Here is a 14,216-nt window from a genome sequence, read left to right on the forward strand (position 1 = left end):
GAAGATTTGCGGCGGTCATAGCCCAGGAGAGACGCCCGGTCCCATTCCGAACCCGGAAGCTAAGACCTGGCACGGCGATGGTACTGCACCCGAGAGAGTGTGGGAGAGTAGCACGCCGCCGCATTATAACGATCAGGCCCCCCGGTCGAGCACACGCTCCCGGGGGTCCATGCATATCTACGCAACCATTCCACGACCCTCCCGATGACGTGACGGGCCGCATGAATCGGTATAATGCTGTGGTCATGTTTCAGGGCCGGACCATGCCGTTCCGCCGTTCGAAAGGGTTGCCACAGCATATGCGACAGGGATTCGACAACGACAAGTACATCGAGCTGCAGGCCGCGAGGATCAAGGAGCGCATCGCCCGCTTCGGCGGCAAACTCTACCTTGAATTCGGCGGCAAACTGTTCGACGACCATCATGCGTCGCGCGTGCTGCCCGGATTCGAGCCGGACGTGAAGTTCCGCATGCTGAAGAGCCTCTCCGACGACGTGGAGATCGTCATCGCGGTGAACGCGAACCACATCGAGAAGGCGAAGACACGCGGCGATCTCGGCATCACCTACGACGAGGACGTGCTGCGGCTCATCGACGTGTTCCGTTCGCGCGGCTGCTACGTGGGCTCCGTGGTGCTCACCCAGTACGCCGGGCAGCCGGCCGCCGACGCATACCGTCGCCGGCTCGCGCGCCTCGGCGTCACCTGCTACCTGCACTATCCGATCGCCGGCTATCCGCATGACATCGAACGCATCGTCTCCGATGAGGGTTATGGGCGCAACGACTACATCGAGACCAGCCGTCCGCTCGTCGTCGTGACCGCGCCCGGCCCCGGATCGGGCAAGCTCGCCACCTGCCTGTCGCAGCTCTACCATGAGCACAAGCGCGGCGTCGAAGCCGGTTATGCGAAATTCGAGACGTTCCCCATCTGGAACCTGCCGCTTAACCATCCGGTGAACATCGCCTATGAGGCGGCCACCGTCGACCTGGACGACGCGAACATCATCGACCCGTTCCATCTGGAGGCGCACGGCGAGACCACCGTCAACTACAACCGCGACGTGGAGGCGTTCCCCGTGCTCAAGGCGCTGATGGAACGCATCATGGGGGAGAGCCCGTATCAGAGCCCCACCGACATGGGCGTCAACATGGCCGGCTACGCGATCGTCGACGACGAGGCGTGCCGTGAAGCCGCGGACATGGAGATCGTGCGTCGCTACTTCACCGCCGCCGTGAACTTCAAACGGACCGGTGCCGGCGAGGAGCAGATCGAACGGTTGCGTTCCATCATGAAGAAGGCCGGCGTGGACGAGGATCTGTCTCCGGCGCGCGCCGCCGCGTTGCGCCGCGAGGAGGAGACCGGTGCCCCGGCCGGTGCGATGGTACTGCCCGACGGACGCGTCGTCACCGGCAAGACGGGTGTGCTGCTCGGCGCCGCCAGCGCCCTGCTCATGAACGCGTTGAAGGCCGTCACCGGCGTGGACACCGATCTGCCGGTGATCGACGACAAGGCGATCGAACCAATCTGCCGTCTCAAGACCGAGCATCTCAACAGTGTGAACCGTCGTCTCCACTCCGACGAGACGCTCATCGCCCTGTCCATCACGAGCGCCGAAGACGAGACCGCCGCACGCGTGATCGCCGGACTGGAGCGATTGCGTGGCTGCGACGCGTTCTTCTCGGTCATCATCTCCGCCGCCGACGAGGCGCTCTACCGCAAGCTCGGCATCAACGTGTGCTGCGAACCGAAGTACGAGCGTCTGAGTCTCTACCACAAGTAGACCGCTGCATACGCACCGGTGCATACACCGGTTCCGACGCGGTGGATGTTACCGATGCGCCAGCATTGGATGAACTTTAGGCCAAATGGAACGTAGCGGCATGCCGGCGCGCCTATCGTCGTAACCATGTTGTTGGGGAGTATCGGACCGTCGGCCGTGGCGCGGCTCGCGTCGTGCGCCGCCGGCGGTCTGGTGATCTCCCTCGCCGACCGTATGGCCGTGCGCGCCGTGGCCGGTCCGCTCGACGGCGGCTTCTGGCTGGAGACGTGCGCGGTCGCCGGAGTCCTGTACGTGGCGTTCACCGCGGGCGAATGGCTGTTGTCCGTCCGACTGCGTGTCGGAATGCCCGACGGCCTCCCCGGGCCCGCGAGACGGTTCGTCGCCCGTGCGCGCGGGGGATTCGACCGGTTCGACACGCTCCGCGCGCCTGTGAGACTGGCGGTCTGCGCGACGGTTATCCTCGTATGCTGGCTGCCGGTCATCGTGGTGATGGCTCCGGGCACGATATGGTACGACACGGGCGATCAGATCGTCCAGTTCCTCGCCGTCGTCTCGCCGGACGGAACCACGGGCGCGGTGTCCGCCCATCATCCTCTGCTGGACACCATCGTCTTCGGAACGGCCGCATGGATGGGGGAGAGCCTGTTCGGCGGCTACGGCACCGGCCTCGCCTGCTATCTCACCGTCCAGGTGATCGTCACCGGCATGGAGTTGGCCGGCGTGTGCCTGTACGCGCGCCATATCGGGTGCGGTCGCGCCGCCTCGATGTGCATGCTGCTGTTCTTCGCCGTATTCCCCGCGTTCCCGATCTTCACGATGTCGATCGTGAAGGACACGTTGCACATGATGGCGCTCATCCCGTGGCTCGTCATGGTCGCTGAGTCGACGCGCACGCGTCTCGCCGCATTCGATTCGCGGCGTTTCCTCATCGGCTTCATCGTCGTTTCGACGCTGTGCGCGCTCACCACGATGACCGGTCTGGTTATCGTCGTCCTCACCCTGGCCTGTCTGCCGTTGCTGCGCGCGCGTCGCGGCCGGCGGATCGCGGCGTTCGCCTGCATGCTCGTCGTGGCGTTCGTCTCCGTCGTGGCGTTCCCGGCGATGGTGCGCGGCCCGCTTCACGTGCGCGGGGAGGATGCGAACCAGCTGCTCGTCGTCCCCATGCAGATGACCGCACGCTACGCGCTCGACCATCCCCATGACGTGACCGACCGGGAACGTCGGATCATCGACCGGGTCAACCGCGTGCCGTATGAACGGATGGCGTCACGCTACAACCCGTATCTCGCCGACCCCGTCATCCAATATTCGCTGCGCGACCCCGCGGCCGTGCCCGAATACCTGCGCGTCTGGGCCGCCATGGGATCACGGCACCCGGACTCGTACGCCGCCGCGTTCGCCGCCTTGGAATCCGGGTGGTTCTCGCTGCGCCGCACGCCACTCAACACCACGAACCGGGGCATCTCCTTGGACCGGTTGTCCCGGCACGCGGACGAGGCGATCGGCAACACCATGTGGTTCCAGATCAACGACGCGATCAGCCCGTCGTTCCGCCCGCTGGCGAAACGCTCGCCCCGCTTCACCGTCGACCGTCCCGCCGTCTACCGGCTCTGGGACGCATGGCGTACGACGCCGATCCTGAACCTTCCCACGTTCACCGCGATGTGGACGTTCATCCTGCCGTTGTTCCTCGCCTTCCGCCTCATCGGCCGCGCCGGACGACTGCGGGAGCGGGCCTCGGCCCTCCCTCAGTCGTCGCCGCGCCGCGCATGGTGGCCGTTCGCGATTCCGCTGTTCTGGTCGCTGCTCTCGTTGCTGCCGAACGCGATCTCGATTCCGTTGAAGCCGACGGCCACACGCTACATGATGTGGGCGCCCGTCACGGTCATGCTGATGCTGGCGCTGCTCCGCGCCGACATGGTTGCGCCGGAACGGCTGTGGAACGACAGGCGCGGCACGGAACGGAGCGTCAGGAGGGCCGACGCATGAGACGCGGCCTCGTCCTCAACCTGATCAGCAACATCGCCTTCTTCGTCGCCGGATACGCGATCCACTGGTTTCTCGGCGGATTCGCCTCACCAGCCGACTACGGCGTGGTCGGCACGGTCATCACCGTGCTCGACTTCGAATACCTGTTCGTCAGCAACGGAGCCCGGCAATCCCTGTCACGCAACATCGCCTCCCACCGTCATGACGGCCGTCAGGTGATTGTGCGCACGCTCGCCGTGCAAGCGTCCATCGTCGCCGTGTTCTTCCTCATCGACTTCGCGGGGGCCCCGCTGTTCGGCTTCATGCTCGGCGACGGAACGCTGGACCGCTATTTCCGCTACGCCGCGTTCCTCGTGCCGGCCAACGGACTGTACGTCGTCATGCTCGGCATCAACGACGGGCTCCAACGGTTCGGTCGCAGCGCGTTCCTCTCCACGTTCTACCCGATCATCAAACTGGGCACGATCCCGCTCATCATCCTCGTGTTCCCGCACGAGCCGGTCATCGGCGTCGAAGCCGGCTACTGCACCGCCATGATCCTGACCATCATCATCGGCCTCATCATGCTCCTGCCCGCATGGAACCTGCTGCCCGACGGCGACGGCACGCCGTTCCCGTGGCGCGACGCCACGCACGGCACGCTCTCGTTCTCCCTGTTCTTCATCATGGCGTCGCTGGTCCTGAGCGTCGACACGCTCGTCGTCAAGGCCGAACTGCCCGACCGGATGGCCGGATACTACACGGGCGCCATGAACTTCGGCAAGACCACGTACTACCTGCTGCAGGCGTTCTCCGTGATCATCCTGCCGGTCGTCTCCCGTCTGATCGCCGAGGACGCGCGCGACGAGGCGCTCGCCAAGGCCCGCGGCCTGTTCCTGCTCGTGTTCGCGCTCGTCGCGCCGATCGCCGCGACGATCTCCGCCACCGCCCCCGACCTGCTCGCCGCGTTCTACTCGTCCGCCTACGCCACCGCCGCGCCCGCCCTGTCGTGTCTTGCGTTCTCGAGCTTCTTCATGGGCGTCACCGTGATCCTCAACATGACGCTCAATGCCGAGCGGGATACGCGCTTCTCCGACCTGCTGTCGCTCGTCTCCCTCGCCGTGGTCGTGCCGCTGTTCGTCGCATCGGCCCGCTACGGCGGCATCACGGCGCTCGCCGCTTCCAGCATGGTCGCGACGTCTGCGGCCATGGTCGTCTCGTACGTCGAGGTCCGCCGCCGGTTCGGCGACATGATGAGCCGTCGCGCGTGGGCGGCAATCGGCTGCGACGCTGTGTTGTGGCTCGTCATGGCCGTGGTCTCGCGGACGGCCCACGTGACGGACTTCGTCGCGCTCATGGCGGTGTACGCGGTCGTCTACGTCGCGTTCGCCGCCGTGCTCGTGCGGATCGGCGTCCTCGACGTGCGCGGGATCGCGATGATGTTTGCGAAACGGACGGAGGACGCCGACGGATCCATGACCCGCGCGATTGCGACAAGGAACACCCTAGCCAAGGAAAAGGATGGCGACTGATGCATGTGTTCGTCCAGATACCCTGCCTCAATGAGGCCAAGACGCTTCCGCTCGTCATGGCCCGCATGCCGAGGCGCATCCCCGGCGTCGACCGGCTCGACGTGATGATCATCGACGACGGATGCACCGACGAGACGGTCGCCGTCGCCAAGCGTCTCGGCATCCGTCACATCGTGCGCCACAACGGCACGATGGGATTGGCGCGGGCGTTCCGCGACGGCGTCGACTACGCGTTGAAGCACGGCGCCGACATCGTCGTCAACACGGACGGCGACAACCAGTACCCGTCCGAACGCATCGGCGACCTCGTCCGCCCGATCATCGAAGGCCGGGCCGACATCGTCGTCGGAGACCGGCAGACCGCCACGATCAAGGAGTTCAGCCCGTTCAAACGGCTCATGCAACGGTTCGGCTCATGGGTCGTCAACCGTGCCGCCGGCACGGACATCCCCGATGCGGCGAGCGGCTTCCGTGCCTATTCGAAACGTTCGCTCCTCCAACTCAACATCGTCACCGAATTCAGCTACTGCATGGAGACGATCATCCAGGCCGGATACAAGCGCATCGCCATCACCTCCGTGCCGATCGTCACCAATCCGAAGACCCGCAGATCGCGCCTGTTCCACAACATCTTCGAACACATGGGCAAATCCGCCGGCGCGATCGTGCGCAGCTTCCTCATGTTCCGGGCCCACTCGGTGTTCACCTGGTCCGCGATCCTGCCCGGCATCGCCGCCCTCGTCGTCTTCGTACGCTATCTCACGTTCTTCTTCGCCGGACAGGGACGCGGCCACATGCAGTCGCTGCTGCTCGGCGTCATGTTCTTCATCTGGATGGTCGTCTCCCTGCTGCTGCTCATCGTCTCCGAAGTGCTGCGCACCCAGCGTAAGCTCGAGGAGGACGAGCTGGAACGCGTCAAGGAGATCGCGTACGCGTCGGCCTCCCGCCGCCTGTGGACGGACGCCGACGGCGATGCCGTGGACGGCGATGACGACAGCCTGGTCCCCGGCGCGGCGGCGGACGATTCCGGATCGAAGGGAGGAACGCGGTGAACCCGATGCCGGATCTCCGACGTTTCGCATCCCGGCTCTCGCCGTGGACGAGACCCTGCGTGGTCGCGCTCGCCGTGATTGTCGCGCTCGAACTGTTCGTGTTCAACCTGCCGTTCTGGCAGACGCTCGGCTCGACGCCGCGGACGGCGCACGACGAGGGATTCGGCAACGGCCTCGTCGTCGAAACCGGCGGCACCGCCGTCGTCACCGACCCGGACCACGCGTGGCGCGACATCTCCTCTGACGAGCCGATCGACTACCTGTACATCGGCCACGCCGCATCCGAACGCCCCGGGCAGAACGACGCGGTGCGCTGGCAGGTGTCCACGATGAAGCCGACCGACTCCGGCTGGTACGACGCCAACGCCGACGTCGGCTATTCGCCGTCCGCCGAACACTCCCGATACCAGCGCATCGGCGACGGCTCCACGCACGTGCGCCTGCGCTACCAGACGGACAAGGGCGCGGTCATCCCGATCAACACGATCACCGTCAACCCGCACGTGCCGATGCGGTTCGACCCCATCCGCCTCGTCGTCGAGATCCTTACGGCGCTCATCATCATCGCCTTCCGGCCCGCATCGCCCTTCTACCGCATGCGGCTCGCCTTGCGCCGCCGATCTACGATCGTGCCGCTCGCCGTATGCGCCGCGGTCTCATGCATCCTGCCGCTCGCCCTGTTCGCCATGGCCGCGCCGCAGGAAAGCCCCGAACCCGTGTACTGGGATTTCTTCGCCTCCTATCAGGCGACCGACCAGTACCAGCGGCTCGCCGACGCGATCCTCCACGGCAGGACGTGGCTCGGCTATCCGGTCAACGACGCGCTCGCCGCCATGGGCAACCCGTACGACACCCGCGCGCGCACGATGACGGCCCTCGACAGTCCGGACACGCCCGTCTACTTCGACGTGGCCTTCCACAATGGCCGGTACTACTCGTATTTCGGCGCGCTCCCCGCGCTGCTCCTGTTCGCCCCGTTCAAAGCGGTCACCGGCATGCGCCTGCCCACGAACGCGGGAGTGGCAATCGCCGTCGCCCTCGCATCCGCGGCGACCACCCTGTTCGCCATCCAGCTGGCGCGCCTGCTCGCACGGCACCGCTCCGTCTCGCTCGGCGCGGCCATGCTCGGCGTGACCGCCATGATGTTCGGCAACGGCATCGCCATGCTCGTCCAGCTCGGCCTGTTCTACCAGATCCCGCAGGAGATAGCCGTGGCGTTCGCCTCGCTCGGCCTCGCGCTGTGGATCGAGGCGAAGCTGCGCGGCCTGGAGAACCACCTGCCGCTGCTCGCCGCCGGATCGGCGTGCATGGCGCTGACCATCGCCTGCCGGCCGCAGGTCATCCTCGCCACGTTCATCGCCATCCCCTTGTTCGCCGACGAGATCCGCGACCTCTGGTCACGCGGGCTGCACGACGCGCGGGCGCTGACGCATGAGACCCGCGTGTGGGCGTGTGCCGCCGTCCCGTACCTGGTCGTCTTCCTGCCACAGTTCGCCTACAACCAGGCGCGGTTCGGCAGGTTCACCGACTTCGGCGCGAAATACAACCTCACCGGATACGACATGACGAACACGCATCCGCCGTTGACCCAATACCTGTCGTTCGTATTCCAATACCTGTTCCAGCCGCCGAACCTCACCGCGCATTTCCCGTTCGTCCAATTGCAGAGCGTGCCGTTGACCACGTGGCGGAGCGAACACCCCATGTTCGGCGGGTGGCTGTTCACCGCCGCGCCGTTCGCGCTCCTGCTGTTCACGATGCTCGTGTGGCGGTTCGCGCTGCGCCGCGTCGCCGCCACACGTCTCATCGTCGGCGCGCTCGCCGCATCCGCGCTGACGTTCCTCATCGACGCGCGCGTCCCCGGCGTCGACTTCCGCTACGAGATCGACTTCGGCTTCATGATCATGACCGCCGTGCTCGTCCTGCTCTACGCGGTCGACGGCGCGGCGAACCGGGCGGGGTATGGTCCGTGGCGGGACGTGACGCGGCGCCTCACCTTCGGATGGTTCACCACCGGAATCGCGGCCGCCTTCCTGTTCCTGTTCTTCAAGCAGTTCGCCTCGGGCATGAACATGCCGGCCGCCATCTGGTGGGACACGGCCTCCTGGTTCGTGTTCATGTGACGCGACGTACGATTCACGCGCCGTATGATACGCGGCGTATACGCCTGCCGGGTCAGGCGCTCGCCAGCCGGTAGCGTTGGGTCGGGTCGTCGCGGAAACGCACCTTGGTGACCCGCCCTTCGCGTATCAGTTCGCGCATGCCGGTGGTCACCGCCAGCGGCGTCAGCTGCAGCTCGTGCAGGATCTCCCGGATGCTCATCGCCGAATGGCGTTCCAGAACGCCGGTGATCGCCTTGGCGATGTCGCTGGGGGTCCCGGCCACGGCGGTCCGATGCCGGGTGATCGTCATCGTGAACGTGTTGATTGTGTTGCGCGTCGTCGCCGGTTCGATGCCCGCCTCGCGCAACGTGGCGGCGATGCGCTGGTAGCCGTCGCCGCCCTCCGGGTTCACGTAGCCGCCGCCCGGATAGGGGGTGGATTCGAGCAGGGTGAACAGGAACTGGTTGCGGGTGGAGACGAACGGCACGCCCGTGACCGGATGCGGGTTGGCGAGCACGTCATGCGTCACCGTGCCGTAGAGGCCTCCGGGATTCGTGATCTCGATGCGGTCGGTGAATACGTTGATGTTGACCTGCGTGCCGCGGGCGTCGGGGGAGTAGTCGCGGTGGGTGAGCGAGTTCGCGATCGCCTCCCGCAGGGCCACGGGCGGATAGTCGGGCTTCTTCGCGCCGATCCAGTGCATGAGCGCGTCGACCGCATCGTCGATCATCACCGGAATCGGCCCGACGATGGTCTGCGAGGCGACGAGCCGTTCGTCACCGCGGAACACGTCGTCGCGGCTCGTACCCGGAAACACGGCGATGGAGACGCTCAGACGCGGATAGTATTTCTGAGGGTAGCGGCCGAGCGCGAGGAGGCCCGCGAGCGTGGGGCGCAGCACGCCGCCCACCGCCCTGACGTCGGAATCGTCGTGGCGCAGCACCTCCAGATCGAGTAGCATGTCGGTGTCGCCGCGACCGGCGAACACGTGCGGATGCTGCCGTCTGACCCGCTCCAGCAGCCCCGCGACGAGTCCGGGATCGAGATCGTCGGGCGTGGCGCGCGGCACGACGTCCAGATCATAGGTGGGTTGCAGGTGCTCCTCGATGAGTCGGTCCACCTCGTACGAGGTCATATGCCGGTCGCCGTCGCCGGTGCGGATATAGGAGCCGCCGTAAGGTCCCCGTTCGGTGATGAAGCAGGGCTTGTCGCGGGGAATCATCTCGTCGATGCGGGCGAACACGAGGTTCGCTCCCTCGAACGGACAGGTGACGATCACCGGACGCACGACCGGCGTCATCTTCTCGCACGCCTGGCTCAGCGCCTCCTGCATGGCGCGCGCGTTGAACCCTTCGACCGGCGTGAACCCGTTGCGTTCGCTCAATCCGAGGATGATCCAACCGCCCGAGCCGTTCGAGAACGCGGACAGCGTGTCCGTGATCGTGGACGAGATGCGCCGCGCGCACTCCTTGACCTCGCACTGCTGCGTATCGTTGCCGATCAGACGCATGAGACCGATCAGTTCGGTCATCTTCGCGGTGTAGTCATCGACCATGGCGGGCCTCCTTGCCACCATTGTGCCGTATGCGAGGCGGCGTCCGGCGTGCGTGCGTCGGTTCGCCGTCGGCCGTTCACCCGGAATTCACGCGTCGAAGCTGATGGTGAGCGTGCGGCCCATCCCGTGCGCGAGCGCCTCCAGCGTCTTGAACGACGGGTTGATGTGCGCCTGTTCGATGCGTTGGATGGTGATGCGCGAGACACCGGTCGCGTCGGCCAGCTGTTGCTGGGTCATCCCCGACTCCTTGCGCGCCTTGAGCAGCGCCGCACCCACCTCCGGGTAGACGCGCGGCTTGTCGGATGCGGATGCGTCGCCGTCGATTGTTGTCTCGGTCATAGTCGTCACAGCCTTTCTCACGGTGTCCCTGCCCATCCAACATACCGCATGCCACGGTGCGATCGGACACGTTCCCCCGTCCGTCCGCGACCGGACGGTTTCGCGGGCGGCGGAGGGATGTTTGGGGGAGTCCGGTAGAGTGGATGGGTTGAATCCTCGCGGCCGCGCATGACGGGCATGGCAAGTCATGCCGGGCGGCCGACTCCATTCACCCCAAGCAGTCAGGAGCCTCACATGACCTCACACCCTCCGATCCACGAGGGCATCCTCGAACCGGGCGCCGTCAGGATACACAAGGGCAAACGCCGCCTCATCCGGTTCACCCACTCGTCGACGCGAGCCACCATGCTCATGGTCGGCGCCGCGCTCGCCGCGTTCCTCATCGAGAACACGCCCGCATTGCCGTACTTCAACGAATTCTGGCAGTCCGTGCATCTCTCGTTCTCCATCGGCCCGCTCCACGCGGACATCAGCCTCGAACACTTCATCAACGATTTCCTCATGGCCCTGTTCTTCCTCATGGTCGGACTGGAGATCAAACACGAGATGCGCGCCGGCGAGCTCACCGAACCGCGCAAGGCCGTCCTGCCGATCGTCGCCGCGGCCGGCGGCGCCGTCCTGCCCGCCCTCGTCTACCTCGCGGTCAACATGGGCGGCGAGCACGCGGGCGGCTGGGGCGTGCCCATGGCCAACGACATCGCCTTCTGCCTCGGCCTGCTCGCCCTGCTCGGCAGCCGCGTGCCCGCAGGCCTGCGCGCCTACCTGTCCACGCTCACCATCGCCGACGACATGATCGCCATCGGCGTGATCGCCCTGTTCTACACGTCCGATCTGGATCTGCCGTGGCTGATCGCCGCGCTCGTCATGCTCGCCGTGCTGTTCGCGTTCAACCGACTCCACATCCACGACCTGCCGCCCTATCTCGCCGTCGGATTCGTCATGTGGGTGTGCGTGCTGTTCTCCGGCGTGCACGCCACGCTCGCCGGCGTGATGCTCGCGCTCGCCGTCCCCGCCCGGTCCGAGATCAAGCTCGACCGTGTGGGCGCATGGTTCGCGAAGCGCGTGCGCTCCGCCGAGGACCGCTACGATCCGGGCGAGCCGGACATCGCGCAGAAGGAGTACCTGCGCGAGGTGGAGTCGATCCGGCGCGTCTCCAGCGCCACGATCCCGCCGACCATCCGGTTGGAGAACGGCCTGCACACGTTCGTCACCTTCTTCGTGCTGCCCCTGTTCGCGTTCTCGAACGCCGGCGTCGTCTTGGGCGGCATGTCCGTGGGGGAGATCGTGACCAGCCCGGTCGCGATCGGCGTGTTCCTCGGCCTGTTCGTCGGCAAGCCGCTCGGCATCTTCCTCGCCACGTGGGCGACCGTGCGCCTCGGCGTCTCCGGTCTGCCGGACGGCGTCAGGTGGGGGCATATCGCGGGCGTGTCCATCCTGGGCGGCGTCGGATTCACGATGGCGATCTTCGTGACGAACCTCTCGTTCGCCGACCCGCAGACCGCGGCCATCGCGAAGACCGCGATTCTCGCCGCGTCGATTCTCGCCGGGGCGATCGGCTTCCTCGTCCTGCGCCGGCAGGTGGCGGACACGGAGGAGGCATAGGCCTCCGGACCCATGCCGGAGAGTCCCGGATATGCAACAGGTACGCGAAAGGGCGGGGCCCGAACCATATCGGTTCGGGCCCCGCCCTTTCGTCATGCGGCCGATCCCGTTTCAGGAACCGGCCGGAACGTCGTCACTCGGCGTCCGCCTGCTCCTTCGGAGCGGAGAGGAAGTGCTCCTCGCTCGGTAGCACGGCGTTGAGGATCACGGCCACGACGAATGCGACCGCGATGCAGTTCGAGGCGAAGATCTGCTGGAACAGCGCCGGGAACTGGTCGAAGATGTCGCTCACCTGCGTGAAGCCGATGCCAATCGTCAGGCTCAGCGCGGCGATCGTGATGTTGCGCTGCGTGAAGCCCGCCTCCGCGATCATCTGGAAGCCGGAGAGGATGATGTTGCCGAACATCATGATCGTGCAGCCGCCGAGCACCGCCTGCGGCAGCGAGTTGAACACCTCGGCGATGGCCGGCACGAAGCTCGCCACCACGAGAATCAGGCCGCCGGAGAGAATCACCTTGCGGTTGACGACCTTCGTCATCGCGACCAGTCCGATGTTCTGCGCGAACGAGGTGAGCGGCAGGCATCCGAACAGGCCGGACACGGAGGAGATGAGACCGTCGCCGGCGATCGCGCCCGCCGTCTCCTTCTCCGTGGGGAGCCTGTTCAGACCGACCTTGGTGAGGGCGGCCGTGTCGCCCAGCACCTCGACCGAGGAGACCACGTACAGCAGGCCGAGGGAGATAATCGCGCCCCAGTCGAACACCGGCTTGAACGGCATGAACTGCGGCACGGAGACGATGGCGAGATGCTGGAAGCCGGAGAAATCGACCTTGCCCATGCAGATGGCCGCCACATAGCCGACGACTAGGCCGAACAGCACGGACAGCTGCTTCGCAGTGCCCTTCATCAGCAGCTGGAACGCGAGGCAGGCGACCAGCGAGATCAGACCCAGCGTGAGGTTCTGCCACGAGCCGAAGTCCTTCGCACCGCTGCCGCCGCCGAAGCTCGTCGCGCCCACGTTGAGCAGCGAGAAACCGATCGACGTGACGACGATCGCCGAGACGATCGGCGGCACGAACCGACGCCAGTACTTCGCGGTCAGGCCGAGCACCAGTTCCAGCAGACCGCCGACCATGACGGCGCCGACGACCGCGCCGTAGCCCTTGTCCGCGCAGATCGCGACCGCGGCCGCCACGTACGTGAACGAGATGCCCGTCACCATCGGCAGGCGCGAGCCGATGCGCCACGCGCCGTACAGCTGCAGGCAGGTGCCGAGGCCCGCCACCAGCAGGCCGGCCTGGATGACGGCGGCCGACTGGGCGGCGCTCATCTTCGCCGCCGAGGCGACGATGAAGATCGGGGCGAGGTTCGCGACGAACATCGCCATCACATGCTGCAGGCCGAACGGAATGCCCTTCCAGAAGGAGACCGGCGCGTCGAGGGAGGTCAGCGCCTCCATCGAGATGCCCGCCTTCCCGACGTTCTTCTTCTCTTCCATGATGTCCTCTCTTGATTCCTTGCGACATGAACGGCCCTCCCCGAGGATGGTCAAGGGGAGGGCGCGGTCACATCGTCATCGTACGGTCAGCGGCGGAACTCGATGTCGCCGGTCTCGGCGTCCATGCTCTCGACGATCGCGAGGGAATCCACGTCGTAGCCCTCCTCGCGCAGCCTGTCGCCGCCGCCCTGGAAGCCCTTCTCCACCGCGATGCCGATGCCCTCGACCACCGCGCCGGCCGACTCGCACAGGTCGATCAGGCCGCGCAGCGCCTTGCCGTTCGCCAGGAAGTCGTCGATGAGCAGCACGTGGTCGCCCGCGTTGAGGTACTTCTTCGCGACGATCACCGGGAACTCCTTCTGCTTCGTGAAGGAGTAGACGGTGGTCGTGTACTGGTCCCCATCAAGGTTGATGGACTGCGCCTTCTTCGCGAACACGACCGGCACGCCATCGAAATGACGGGCGGCGACGCAGGCGATGCCGATGCCCGACGCCTCGATCGTGAGGATCTTCGTGATGGTCTTTCCCGCGAAATGCTCGGCCCACGCGGCGCCCATGTGGTCGAACAGGGTCACGTCGCACTGGTGGTTCAGAAAGGCGTCCACCTTCAGCACGTCGCCCGGCTTGACCGTGCCTTCCCTGCGGATGCGCTCCTCGAGTTCCTTCATACAACCCCTTTGATGAATAACGGGTAACGGATGATTGAACCGACAGTCTACGCCGCGCGCATGACCTCCACGCCCCATCCGCACGACGACGGCATGTGGTAGACATGGATGGCCGAAAA

The 14,216-nt window shown here is 66.0% G+C and carries 10 protein-coding genes and 1 rRNA gene; 7 read left to right on the forward strand and 4 right to left on the reverse strand.

From position 1 onward, the window contains the following. Positions 1-7: 7 nt before the first annotated feature. The 6 genes from rrf to AC1AYX_RS00030 all read left to right on the forward strand — a co-directional run bounded on the left by rrf (position 8) and on the right by AC1AYX_RS00030 (position 8,456). A 5S ribosomal RNA gene (gene rrf / locus AC1AYX_RS00005) occupies positions 8-124 on the forward strand. Between the two features lie 175 nt (positions 125-299). Further along, complete coding sequence (locus tag AC1AYX_RS00010; RefSeq protein WP_476501579.1) at positions 300-1,781, forward strand: DUF1846 domain-containing protein; 1,482 nt, start codon at positions 300-302, stop codon at positions 1,779-1,781. A gap of 126 nt (positions 1,782-1,907) precedes the next feature. Continuing rightward, positions 1,908-3,770: a DUF6020 family protein gene (locus AC1AYX_RS00015; protein WP_476501580.1), complete on the forward strand. Its 1,863-nt coding sequence runs from the start codon at positions 1,908-1,910 to the stop codon at positions 3,768-3,770. Beyond that, positions 3,767-5,281, forward strand: a complete 1,515-nt coding sequence (locus tag AC1AYX_RS00020) for a lipopolysaccharide biosynthesis protein (RefSeq protein WP_476501581.1) — start codon at positions 3,767-3,769, stop codon at positions 5,279-5,281. Before AC1AYX_RS00015 ends, AC1AYX_RS00020 begins: the two co-directional genes overlap by 4 nt. Beyond that, a complete protein-coding gene (locus AC1AYX_RS00025) occupies positions 5,281-6,333 on the forward strand; it encodes a glycosyltransferase family 2 protein (protein WP_476501582.1) in 1,053 nt (350 codons plus the stop codon). Before AC1AYX_RS00020 ends, AC1AYX_RS00025 begins: the two co-directional genes overlap by 1 nt. Positions 6,334-6,338: 5 nt before the next feature. Then, positions 6,339-8,456, forward strand: coding sequence for a hypothetical protein (locus AC1AYX_RS00030; protein ID WP_476501583.1), 2,118 nt, complete (start codon positions 6,339-6,341; stop codon positions 8,454-8,456). A gap of 52 nt (positions 8,457-8,508) precedes the next feature. On the opposite strand, the gene AC1AYX_RS00035 is transcribed toward AC1AYX_RS00030, so the two are convergent. Next, positions 8,509-9,990, reverse strand: a complete 1,482-nt coding sequence (locus tag AC1AYX_RS00035) for an ATP-binding protein (RefSeq protein WP_034528036.1) — start codon at positions 9,988-9,990, stop codon at positions 8,509-8,511. A gap of 87 nt (positions 9,991-10,077) precedes the next feature. Further along, the gene (locus tag AC1AYX_RS00040) at positions 10,078-10,329 is read right to left on the reverse strand and encodes a helix-turn-helix transcriptional regulator (RefSeq protein WP_476501584.1); all 252 of its coding nucleotides are present in this window, start codon (positions 10,327-10,329) and stop codon (positions 10,078-10,080) included. 234 nt (positions 10,330-10,563) lie between these two features. Here AC1AYX_RS00040 and nhaA point away from each other — a divergent pair, with 234 nt between their 5' ends. After that, complete coding sequence (gene nhaA / locus AC1AYX_RS00045; protein ID WP_476501585.1) at positions 10,564-11,931, forward strand: Na+/H+ antiporter NhaA; 1,368 nt, start codon at positions 10,564-10,566, stop codon at positions 11,929-11,931. Between the two features lie 133 nt (positions 11,932-12,064). Here nhaA and AC1AYX_RS00050 read toward each other — a convergent pair whose 3' ends face one another. Both AC1AYX_RS00050 and AC1AYX_RS00055 read right to left on the reverse strand, forming a co-directional pair. Further along, positions 12,065-13,429 (reverse strand): nucleobase:cation symporter-2 family protein, encoded by a 1,365-nt coding sequence (locus AC1AYX_RS00050; RefSeq protein WP_101623109.1) that lies wholly within the window; start codon positions 13,427-13,429, stop codon positions 12,065-12,067. Between the two features lie 86 nt (positions 13,430-13,515). Then, positions 13,516-14,097: a xanthine phosphoribosyltransferase gene (locus AC1AYX_RS00055; RefSeq protein WP_476501586.1), complete on the reverse strand. Its 582-nt coding sequence runs from the start codon at positions 14,095-14,097 to the stop codon at positions 13,516-13,518. Positions 14,098-14,216: the final 119 nt, after the last annotated feature.

This window comes from Bifidobacterium sp. LH_419, assembly GCF_056356955.1.

Excerpts from the sequence above, each read along its gene's own strand:
- AC1AYX_RS00030 (WP_476501583.1), top strand. The coding sequence starts at position 6,339 with ATGCCGGATCTCCGACGTTTCGCATCCCGGCTCTCGCCGTGGACGAGA.
- AC1AYX_RS00040 (WP_476501584.1), bottom strand. The coding sequence starts at position 10,329 with ATGACCGAGACAACAATCGACGGCGACGCATCCGCATCCGACAAGCCG.
- AC1AYX_RS00055 (WP_476501586.1), bottom strand. The coding sequence starts at position 14,097 with ATGAAGGAACTCGAGGAGCGCATCCGCAGGGAAGGCACGGTCAAGCCG.
- AC1AYX_RS00015 (WP_476501580.1), top strand. The coding sequence starts at position 1,908 with ATGTTGTTGGGGAGTATCGGACCGTCGGCCGTGGCGCGGCTCGCGTCG.
- nhaA (WP_476501585.1), top strand. The coding sequence starts at position 10,564 with ATGACCTCACACCCTCCGATCCACGAGGGCATCCTCGAACCGGGCGCC.
- AC1AYX_RS00025 (WP_476501582.1), top strand. The coding sequence starts at position 5,281 with ATGCATGTGTTCGTCCAGATACCCTGCCTCAATGAGGCCAAGACGCTT.
- AC1AYX_RS00050 (WP_101623109.1), bottom strand. The coding sequence starts at position 13,429 with ATGGAAGAGAAGAAGAACGTCGGGAAGGCGGGCATCTCGATGGAGGCG.
- AC1AYX_RS00035 (WP_034528036.1), bottom strand. The coding sequence starts at position 9,990 with ATGGTCGATGACTACACCGCGAAGATGACCGAACTGATCGGTCTCATG.
- AC1AYX_RS00020 (WP_476501581.1), top strand. The coding sequence starts at position 3,767 with ATGAGACGCGGCCTCGTCCTCAACCTGATCAGCAACATCGCCTTCTTC.
- AC1AYX_RS00010 (WP_476501579.1), top strand. The coding sequence starts at position 300 with ATGCGACAGGGATTCGACAACGACAAGTACATCGAGCTGCAGGCCGCG.